Consider the following 8,150-nt stretch of genomic DNA (forward strand, 5'->3'; position numbering starts at 1 on the left):
GCGGACCGCGGCAAGGCAGACGACGTCGTGTCGGGCAGATCCCATGGCCGTCAGTGGGCAGTTCTCATGACCGCCAGCGGGCAGCTTCGTGGCCGTCTCCGGGCAGTTTCTCGCGGCCGCCGACAGTCGCGCGAGACCGGGGAGTGGGGCACCGTCAGCACCAGGTGGGCTTCATCGCCGACGGACACCCAGCGGTGGAGCTCATCGACGACGTCCCACGACAGTGGCATTCCTGCGTCGGCGCGCACGTGGGGCCTGCCCTCGCAGCGTCGATTCGCCCGATGGGCCGTCGTTTCAGCGGGGTGGGGCTCGGCCGGAGCCAGGAGTGTGTCGAGCGCACATTCGTTCGAGCGCGGGTGTCCAGGTCCTCCGATGCCGCGCCGCCATGCCCAAGCCCTCCAGGCCCCCCTCAACGCGCTCGGCTCGTGTTCGAACCTCACCGTCACGCGACTCGCGTCGGGTCCCGCAACCCCCGTGGCAGTGCTGCGCCGTCGCACGAACGAGAGCAGTCCGCGGTGCGGGATCGTCAGGGTCACGTGCACGCAGCACCCTGCCTGGAGATGACGTACGACCTCGTCGAGCATCCGTGCGCGACCAGGCACCCGAGACAGGGAGTCGCACGTGGGGGTGGAACGGGTCGCCGCTCGCGGGCATCGCAGCACCAGACAGCCTGAGGAGCATCATGGACGCCTCCCCGCCGCGTCGACGTACGGGCCGTCGGAACCACCCTCGGGCACGGACCCGTGGGACGAGTGTCGCCGGTTGCGCCGTGCCGCTGCGCTCGCCTGCCCGCGCCTGACACCGCACCAGCCGAGCTCACGAGCCGCCCAGAGGCCGAGCCAGAGAGCCAGTCCGAGGAGGATGAGTAGGTCGTCCATGCTGATCACCACCGTTGTCGTCGGTCCGGGCCTCGTTGCCCGGATGGTGATCAGGAGTGGTCTCTCCCGTCCCGGTTATGGAACCCGGTCGCCGAGCTGATCAGTCGGGGTCCGCGAGCGTGGCTACGTCAGTTCCCGCGCTGGCCCACTCGCTCGTCGACCACCAACTCGCCCCTCACGGGCTGCACGACCTTCAGGGTGGAGATTCGAGCTCGTCCTGGGTGCTTGGTGTCCGAGGGGCTCTCGAGAGCCAGGCCGCCTCGGCGATGGCGATGCCGGCAATAGGCACGGTGAGCAGCTGTAGCACGATCGCGAGGCTGAGAGTGATCACCGAGGCCGGACTCGGGTCGAGGATCAGGACACCGAGCAACACACTGACCACGCCAAGTCCGGCGGCCTTCGCGGCCGCGTTGATTCGGGCGTATACGTCGGGCAGCCACAGCAGTCCTACCGCGGCGCTCGCGAACAGCGCGACGCCCACGAGCACCAGCACTCCAGCGGCCAGCTCCTGGGCACTCACGGCGAACGCCGATCGACCAGCCGCGCAAGCGCGACGGTGGTGAGAAATCCGGCCAGGGTTGCCACCATGACGAGGCTGTAGAGGGTCGGCTCGTCGAGTCGCGCCGCCAGGAGCGCCACGGCGGCGATGAGAACCGCGAAGCCAACGTCGGCCGCCAGTGCCCGGTCGGCGTCGGTGGGGCCGCGCACCATCCGCACTATGGCCGCGACGAGCGTGCCTGCGAGCACCAACAGCGCAAGGTCCAGCACCGAGCCCAGAGACGGCGCCACGCCACTCACCCTTCTTCCATTCCGTTGGGGGCCGTGCCGCCCCGCTCCAGCCGGCGGACGGCGTCAAGCAGCTCCGCCTCGAGCCGCGCCAGGTCTGCGCGAAATGCCGTCGTGTCGGAGGCGTGCATGCCGTGCACGATCAGCCGCGTGCTGTCAGGACTGAGGGAGACGGCCATAGTGCCGGGAGTCAGGGTGATCAAGCCCATGTAGGCGGCCACCTCTGCGTCGGTCCGGCACCGCAGCCGCACCTCGACCAGGGCCGGCGCGAGCCGCGGCCGGCCCGTCAGGATGGTCGCTGCGACCTGCACGTTGGCCTTCAGGTAGCGCCACCCGTAGACCACCACGAACAGAGCCAGGCGGACAGGACGAGGAGCACGGGCCCCGGTCATGGCGAGGTCACCGCCTCGACATACGTTCCGACGTCGACCAGACCATCGGCCGCCCGCTCGCAGACAACGAGCAGCGGCTCCGCAGCGAGGCCGAGCGACACCGCCACCCCGGCCAGGACGACCGCGGGGGCCAGCAGCAGCGGCCGCGACGCGATCGCATCGGCCGGGGGCAGGATCGGACCAGAGCGCGACGGGACCACCATGATCGTTGCTTCGGTCGACGGTCCAGCACCCGGTCTCGTCACGGGCTGGGACTCGGGCTGGGGCTCGGGCTGGGTGAAGATGGCGTTCCACAACTTCAGCATCGAGACCAAGGTGAGCAGGCTGACGACCGCCACCGCTGCCACTGCGGCGTACTGGTGCTCGGCGACGGCTGCCTGCACGAGTTTCAGCTTGGCGACGAAGCCGGAGAGCGGCGGGACACCGACCAGTGCCAGTGCGGAGATCCCGAATGCCCCCGCGAGCACGGGTTCCGTGCGGCCGATTCCGCCCAAGAGACGCAGCTCGTCGGTGCCGTGGCGGACCTCGATGGCGCCGGCGCACATCAGTAGCGCTGCCTTGACCAGGACGTACTGGACGAGGAAGAAGATGCCGGCCGCCAACCCGGCGGTGGTGAACAACCCCAGGCCGAGCAGCATGTAGCCGATCTGGCTGACCATGTGAAAGGTCAACACAGATCGAACGGAGCGCTCCCCCAGTGCAGCGAGGACGCCGACCACCATGGTGAGCAGCCCGAGGACGAGGAAGATCCACAACCAGCGTCGGTCGCCGTCGAACACGACGGCATAGATCCGGAACAGCGCATAGACACCAACCTTGGTGAGAAGACCGGAGAAGAGTACGACCACGGCGGGGCCGGCTACGGCGTAGCTGCTCGGGAGCCAGCTGTGCAGGGGCACGATCGCGGCCTTGATCCCCAGGGCCAACAGCACCACTGCGGTCGCGAGCGCAGCCGCCGGGTTGCGGGCAGCACCTGCCAGCTCGCCGAGGTCGACGGTGCCTGTGACGCCGTAGAGCAGGCCGACGCCAGCCAGGAACAGGGTGGAGGCGAGCAGGTTGACGCTGACGTAGCGTTGTCCGGCCGCCAGCCGACGCCGCCCTCCGGATCGGATCAGGAGCACGTAGCTCGGAACCAGCATCACCTCGACGAACACGAACAACGAGAACAGGTCGCCGGTGAGCATCGCGCCGTACACACCGGTGGAGAGCACCAGGGCCAACGCGACGAAGTGGCCGTCGTCCTCGCCTGTCGCAGCCGCGAAAACGAGGCTCAGCAGCACCAGCAGCGACGTGACCGCCATCATGAGGGCGCCGAGGACATCGGCGACGAGCACGATCGCGATGCCGGACGGCCAGCCCCCGAGCCGCAGGGTCGCTATGTCCCCGTCGAGGGCGGAGGTCAGCAACACCATGGACGCCACCAGCACAACGACCGTGACGCCCCACCCGACCGCTCGAGCGATCCTTGGCGGGGCACCCGCCGAGCCCGCGCCGCGTCGGGACAGGAGCAAGACCATTCCGACGCCTGCCAAGGGAGCGAAGACCGGCAGCGCCAGCAGCATCGGGCTCATCGGCCCGCCCTCGGTTCGTCCGTCTCGTCCATGTCATCTGCTGCGCTCACGTCCGGGTCTTCGACGGACTCCGCGCGCAGGATCGCCAGCAGATAGACGCTGACCCCGAACGTGATCACCACGGCGGTCAGGACGAAGGCCTGGGGCAGCGGGTCCGCCAAGGCGGCGGGGTCCCCGGCACCATCGCCGACGAAGGGCGCCCGGCGGCGATCGAGACCACCCGACGCCAGCAACAGCACGTTGACGCCATGGCCCAGGAGCACGAATCCGAGGATCACGCGCAGGAGCCCGGGCTGTGCGAGGAACCACACCCCGCCGGCCACCAGCAGGCCGACGATGATCGCCGCGGTCACGGGTGCACCCTTGACGACTCGGCCCGGTGGGTGCGCGCCGCGAAGCGGTCGACGGCGGCCGTCAGCATACCGAGGACCATGAGCATGACACCGATGTCGAACAGCAGTGCCGAGCCGACACCGACCGCGTCCAGTCCGGGCAGCTTGAACGGCGCCAGCACAGCCTCGCCCTTGGCGCTCGCCAGCAGTCCGGTGCCGAGGGAGACCAAGATCCCACTCCCGACTAGCAGCTCAGGTCGCGACCACCTCGGTAGCCGTCCGTGTGCGATCTGGTGGGTCGCGGCCGCGGCGCCTGCGACGAGGGCGGCGATGAATCCTCCGCCGGGGGCGTCGTGGCCGACGTAGAGCAGGTAGGCAGCCACCAGCGCCGCGCCCGGCACGACCAGCCGTGCGCTCACTTGGAGGAACACCGATGCGGCGGCGCTGAGATGGTCGGCGTCGGCGGGTGGCTCCGGGGTGTGATCATCTGCGGCGGTGGAGCCGAGCAGAGCGAGCAGCCCGAGCGCGACCGCGCCGAGAACGACTGCCTCGCCAAGGGTGTCCATCGCCCGGAAGTCCACCAGGATGGTGTTGACCACGTTGGTGCCTCCGGTCGCCGCCTCGGCGTTGTCGAGAAAGAACGACGAGGCGGTTGACGGACCTCGCCGCCCGGTCAGGGCGTACGTCGCCGATGCGGCGGCGAGCCCGCAGGCGAGCGCGAGCACCGACCACGGCAGTCGCGGCCCGTCCCCGGTGGGCAACCGCGCCGGCAGCCGACGCAGCACCCAGACCACGACGACGGCGGTCAACACCTCGACCAGCACGAGGGTCAGCGCGACGTCCGGCGCGCCAGCGGTCACGAACAGGGCCGCCATCAGCAAGCCGACGAACCCGAGCGCAGCAACGGCCGCGAGGGTGTCACGGGCGACCACGGCGGCCGCGACGCCGAGAGCGAACAAGCCGACCACCACCCAGTCACCCACCGTGTCGGCGGGTCGCACCGGCGGGAGGTTGCGCAGCGTCACGAATCCGACTGCCGCGAGAAAAACGACGCCACCAAGGGGCCGGACAAGGTGGCTCATCGTCCCGCCCGCGCGGTCCGGCTGCCCGACCCGGTATCCGAACGCAATCAGTCCGGCGTGGGCCCGGTCGAACGCTGCCCCGGCGTCGGGAACCACGACCCGGTCGAGCAGTCGGTCCACCTGGTGTCGACGCAGGAAGAGCATCAGCCCAGAGCTGAATGCGATGACGGACATGACGATCTCAGGACTGAGTCCGTGCCAGAACTGGAACGCCCCCAATGGCTCGCCAGGCACGACATCGGCGCCGGCTCGTGCCACGAGCGGGTTCAACAAGTCGATGCCGGCGCCCAAGACCAAGCCGGCCAACGCCGCGATCGCCGCAGGGGCCAGGAACGCCGGCGACGGCTCGTAGAGGCCGGGTTGGTGAGTGCTGCCGCCGAAAGCGCCGTAGACGATGCGCAGCCCGTAGGCCGTGGTCAGCGCCGATGCGGCGACTGCGATCGAGCCGGCGACCAGCCCCGCCGCTGGGGCGAAGTCGGCCTGGAAGATTCCTTGGAAGAGGTATTCCTTGCTCACGAAGCCGAGCATCGGCACGATGCCGGCCATCGAGAGTCCGGCCAGCGCTGTCATCGTCGCGGTCACCGGCATCACCCGCCACAGCCCGGACAGCTCCCGGATGTCGCGACTACCTGCCTCCTTGTCGATGATTCCGACGAGCATGAACAACGTCGCCTTGAACAGCGCGTGGGCGATGGTGTGGAGCATGGCGGCGGCAAGAGCGATCGGGGTGCCGACGCCGATGGCGGCAACCAGCAGCCCGAGCTGGCTGACGGTCGAGTGGGCGAGGATGGCCTTCAGATCGTGCTGGCGCAGGGCCATGAAGGCGCCCCACAACGCCGAGGTCAATCCGATCGAGACCAGGAGCGCCGACCATGCGGGCACGCCCGAGAAGATGGGCGAGACCAGCATCAGCAGGTACACACCGGCCTTGACCATCGTCGCCGCATGCAGGAAGGCGCTGACCGGGGTCATCGCCACCATCGCACCGGGTAGCCAGAAATGCAGCGGCACCTGGGCTGACTTGGTAAACGCGGCGAACGCGATCAGGGCGCCGATCGGCAATGCCAGCGGTGACGCGAGGATCACCTCGCGGTCGGCCAGGATGTCGCTGATTGCCGTGCTCCCGGTGACCACGGTGAGGAGCACCACGGCTACCAGCAGGGCCAGACCGCCGGCTGCGGTGATCAGCAGAGCCCGCCGGGCCGGCCGGGTGGCCCGGCCCCCGGCCAGCCCGAGCAGCAGGAAGGAACAGTAGGTGGTGGCCTCCCAGAACACGAAGAGGAGCACAACATCGGCGGCAAGCACCAGCCCCAGCATGGCGGCCGCGAACAGCGTGAGCAGTCCGTAGATGGCCCCATGGGGATCGTGCGAGCTCAAGTAGCGAGGGCAGTAGGCCATGATCAAGGCGCCTACGCCGAGCACCATCAACGCGAACAGCGACGAGAGTCCGTTGAGCCGCAGGGCGAACGAGACCCCCAACGACGGCAACCAGTCCATGGAGGTCTCGACCGTGCCCCCGTCAAGGATCTGCGGCACGTGGAACGCGATCAGGATCGCGACCCCCGCGAAACCAGCGGCGAACACGTAGCCGAGCTCCCGGCCCAAGCCCAAGCGGGCAAGGAGCGGAGCCAGGACGGCCAAGACCGTCAAGGCGCTCAGGGCGAGCAGCACGTCGGCCTCCTCGGGTCGTGACGCTCGTCGGACATCCGGAGCCTCAGGACGGCGCCAGCGGCTCGCGAGCCGCGCGACGCCGACCAATCTCGTAGGCCCCGAGGACGACCAAGGTGATCGCGACCAACGGCAAGGTGAACCAGATCATCATGGCCGTGAAGCCCCCGAGCGCGTCGTGCTCGGTGGCTGCCAGCACCACGTAAGCGGTGAACGCGGCGTACAACCCGAGGAACAGCGCGCCCTCCCAACGGGCGATGGCCATCCCGGTGAAAGCCACGGGCAGCAGCGCGACCGCTGCGGCGATCATGAGCGGGATGTCGAGGGCCACGGCCGCGTCTGCGACCGGTACCCCGTCATCGGCCACCAAGGCGGCGACGCCCAGCACAGCAGCGATGTTGAAGATGTTGCTGCCGACGATGTTGCCGACCGCCAGGTCGCGCTCACCGCGTCGAACAGCAATGAGGGACGTCGCCAGCTCAGGGAGCGAGGTACCTACCGCAACCACCGTGAGCCCGACCACCAGGCCACTCACCCCAAACCCCTCAGCGATGCCGACCGCACCCTCGACCAGCAGCTGCGCTCCGACGACCAACAGCGCCACCCCGCCGAGCACCGCCAGGAGGAGCAGCCACACCGGTCGTTCCTTCTCGCCCACTGTTGACTCGCGGACATACGGCGCACTGCGTCGCCCCACAACGACCGACACCGCGGTGTAGACGACTAGCACCGTGACCAGAAAGAACCCGTCAGCAAGGCTCAGGCGGCCGTCCAGCGACAGCAGCAACAAGCACATTGACACCCCGACCATCACCGGCACGTCCAGACGAATCAACTGTGCGCGCACCGTCAACGGTAGGAGCAGCGCGGAGGCACCCAGGATCAGTAGGACGTTCACGATGTTGCTGCCCACAACGTTGCCGACCGCCAAGTCGGGTTGCCCTTCCAAGACCGCGCCGACAGTGACGGCCATCTCTGGCGACGACGTGGAGAAGGCCACCACCGTCAACCCGATGACCAGCGAGGAGAGGCCGACACGAGCCGCGAGATCCGATGCCCCCCTCACCAGAAGCTCACCGCCACCGACCAAGATGACCAGCCCGATCGCCACAAGAGCGACGTCGACTGCGCTCACAGGCTGAGAGCAAGACTCTGAGCGCGCCCGGCCGCTGATGGGCAATGGCGGTCCGCGATCAGCGGCGCGGCAAGCTCTGTCCGGGTGCCGATGAGTACTGCCATCCTCGCAGGCAACTGGCGCTGCCTGACTGGCCGGATCGAAAAGGACATCGACACTGCTCCTGACGGTCTCGGAAGGGGCCTTACCCCCGGATCTTGGACACGGGGTGTGATTACGCGGCGGTTGGCAGCGTAGCGTCCCGGTGGGCCTCGTAGGTGGATGGGGACAGGTAGCCGCACCAGCTGTGCCGGCGGCGGGTGTTGT

Annotated in this window: 7 protein-coding genes; all 7 read right to left on the minus strand. The window is 68.9% G+C overall.

Going from position 1 to position 8,150, the window contains the following annotated elements; translation table 11 throughout:
* Window positions 1-1,071 precede the first annotated feature (1,071 nt).
* Genes mnhG through ACYVID_RS17930 form a run of 7 tightly spaced genes read right to left on the minus strand, consistent with a single transcriptional unit; the run spans window position 1,072 to window position 7,844 of the window.
* The gene (gene mnhG, locus ACYVID_RS17900) at window positions 1,072-1,398 is read right to left on the minus strand and encodes a monovalent cation/H(+) antiporter subunit G (RefSeq protein ID WP_068324857.1); all 327 of its coding nucleotides are present in this window, start codon (window positions 1,396-1,398) and stop codon (window positions 1,072-1,074) included.
* Window positions 1,395-1,667 carry a monovalent cation/H+ antiporter complex subunit F gene (locus ACYVID_RS17905; protein WP_460739404.1) on the minus strand — a complete coding sequence of 91 codons (273 nt, stop codon included), beginning with the start codon at window positions 1,665-1,667 and terminating at the stop codon, window positions 1,395-1,397. The genes mnhG and ACYVID_RS17905 overlap by 4 nt, the downstream gene beginning before the upstream one ends.
* Before the next feature lie 5 nt (window positions 1,668-1,672).
* Window positions 1,673-2,056: a Na+/H+ antiporter subunit E gene (locus ACYVID_RS17910; protein ID WP_460739406.1), complete on the minus strand. Its 384-nt coding sequence runs from the start codon at window positions 2,054-2,056 to the stop codon at window positions 1,673-1,675.
* Window positions 2,053-3,627, minus strand: a complete 1,575-nt coding sequence (locus ACYVID_RS17915) for a monovalent cation/H+ antiporter subunit D family protein (RefSeq protein ID WP_460739408.1) — start codon at window positions 3,625-3,627, stop codon at window positions 2,053-2,055. Before ACYVID_RS17915 ends, ACYVID_RS17910 begins: the two co-directional genes overlap by 4 nt.
* Complete coding sequence (locus ACYVID_RS17920; RefSeq protein ID WP_179661762.1) at window positions 3,624-3,980, minus strand: sodium:proton antiporter; 357 nt, start codon at window positions 3,978-3,980, stop codon at window positions 3,624-3,626. The genes ACYVID_RS17915 and ACYVID_RS17920 overlap by 4 nt, the downstream gene beginning before the upstream one ends.
* Complete coding sequence (gene mbhE, locus ACYVID_RS17925; RefSeq protein WP_460739410.1) at window positions 3,977-6,712, minus strand: hydrogen gas-evolving membrane-bound hydrogenase subunit E; 2,736 nt, start codon at window positions 6,710-6,712, stop codon at window positions 3,977-3,979. The genes ACYVID_RS17920 and mbhE overlap by 4 nt, the downstream gene beginning before the upstream one ends.
* 43 nt (window positions 6,713-6,755) lie before the next feature.
* Window positions 6,756-7,844, minus strand: coding sequence for a calcium/sodium antiporter (locus tag ACYVID_RS17930; protein WP_460739412.1), 1,089 nt, complete (start codon window positions 7,842-7,844; stop codon window positions 6,756-6,758).
* Between the last annotated feature and the right edge of the window lie 306 nt (window positions 7,845-8,150).

The sequence above is a fragment of the Nocardioides ginkgobilobae genome, from assembly GCF_054781275.1.

Bases quoted from the DNA above. Each gene is read 5' to 3' on its own strand.
- ACYVID_RS17910 (WP_460739406.1), bottom strand. From the start codon at position 2,056: ATGACCGGGGCCCGTGCTCCTCGTCCTGTCCGCCTGGCTCTGTTCGTG.
- ACYVID_RS17915 (WP_460739408.1), bottom strand. From the start codon at position 3,627: ATGAGCCCGATGCTGCTGGCGCTGCCGGTCTTCGCTCCCTTGGCAGGC.